The sequence below is a fragment of the Nostoc sp. genome (assembly GCF_035638895.1).
Classification (GTDB): Bacteria; Cyanobacteriota; Cyanobacteriia; order Cyanobacteriales; family Nostocaceae; genus Nostoc.
Genome location: NZ_DASQZC010000264.1, coordinates 1 through 1,905, shown reverse-complemented (window position 1 = coordinate 1,905; position 1,905 = coordinate 1). Strand labels below are relative to the sequence as shown.

The 1,905-nt window shown below is 36.0% G+C and carries 1 pseudogene; it reads left to right on the top strand.

From position 1 onward, the window contains the following. Positions 1 to 687: 687 nt before the first annotated feature. Positions 688 to 1,905 (top strand): annotated as a pseudogene (locus VE944_RS12820) (hypothetical protein); the annotation flags it as partial.

The window sequence follows — 1,905 nt, the reverse complement described above, 5'->3', positions numbered from 1 at the left end:
TCCCAAGAATTCTCAAAGTAGTTGAGCAGGCTTTGTGAACTGCAATCATTGAGTGTAGGGACTTGAGTTAATGTCAGTTTATTTATCGTTTGAACTAAAGTCATGATATTTTTGACAGAACATTCATCAGACAAATTACATGAACTACAAATTATTACAAAAAAGTTTTGTTAATTATGTTTTGTCTTGTGTCGTTATGATCAAACAATTTACTAAATTTGTAAATAGATAATAAACGTATTTAAAAATACTTAATATACTGAACATAAAAATAATATAAATAATGAATTAGCGTTGAATTACTTGTCTTAACTGAGTTTCACATGATTTTTTTCGAATGCAAAAATTACCTGAAGACTTATTGATAATTATAACTTAGATAAAGGGATGGGGGAAATAGTTAGAGAAAAAAAGATAAAGGCTAAAATTGCTAGTGCTTCCATTCCCTTTAGGGGAAGTGCTTAGGGAAGCCCTCTACGCCGAAGGGCTGAAGTCACAGCTACACTGGCAAAGCCTGCGTAGACAGGCTAAGGAAATTTACGGTAAAAAATAAGGGCGATTTTTTCTGTTGATTGTAAAATCCTCGACGCTGTTGTGGGTGTTTATTCGGTTGTTAATTATATACAGGAGCGGCGATAGTTAAGTAAAGCTTTTGTTACCAAGCTCTTCGTAATTATTACTTAGCCAATGACACAATCGAATATGGAATTTCAACAAGATGAGTTACATCACATCTTTGTACCTTATCAGACAGCGAGCCAAGGTGGAACTCAAAAAGTTACATTGAGGTCAGGAAAAAGCTATGAAGTCAATATTGCAGCCAACAGTACAGAAGACGATAAATTACGCTTAAAAAACTGTGGGTTGCAGGGAAATAATGTTGTCCTTGTTCTACACACTCTATTTGATAAAACTATAAATATAGAAAAATCAGTAGACTTATTGATAACTGCTGTAGATATCAAGCCAGAAAGCAAACAAAGATGTAGAAAAGTCTATCAGCTAATCAAAAATGGTAAATATAGTGAGTGTTTAGCGGCTCAGGATTTATTAGATTTTATTGTTTCTCCCTCTGAAAGCCACTCATTAGTTTGCCTGCGTTACAAAATTGCCAGTCAAAGTTCTAGGTTGATCAAAATTGAAGAGTGTATTGAAAATGCCTTAGCTGCATCTAACCTAGAGGAAATTAAGAAGCAGTCAATAAGAGGAATATATCAGTGTATTAGAGCAGGAGAAGGTATAACTGATTTGGATGTTCTCAATCAGCTTGACTCTATCATTCAAAATTCCTTCCTTCTGAAGGAACTAAAACAAGTCTATTTTCAATACAGTGTTATATCTAGAGCAATTACTGCTGATTTATTTATCGTCAATCTAATTAATAATTCCTCTACCATCACAAGTAGTATATACAGAGCAGAGATACTTGCTGCCTACGCTACACTTAGAGATGGTAAGCAAGTTTCTGATAAAGCTTGCTTGCATTCATTAGACTCGCTAATTTTAAACTCAGATATTCCAGATGGTTGTAAAGTAATTTACAAGCTGATGCGTGAGCCAGTAACGAATCATAAGGGAAAGTCTCAGGAAGACGATGATATCATTGGCAAAGTAAAAAAAGTTCATGATTCAGTTAAAAGGGCATCTGTGGTTGTTCCTACTGCTACCAAAGTCGCTACAACTATAGGAGCAAAAGCAGGAACAGGAGCAGCATTTGGTACTTTCTTTGGAGGCGCATCGACTAATGCAACTCTAGCTTTGTTAGGGGGTGGTTCTGTCGCTGCCGGTGGTTTGGGAATGTTGGGAGGATTAGCAGTTGCAACCGGTGGAGCTGCTTTGATTGGTGCAGCAGCTCTAGTATCTGTTGCCTCTGTTGCTCAAATGGATTTTGAAGAGAAAAAGAAT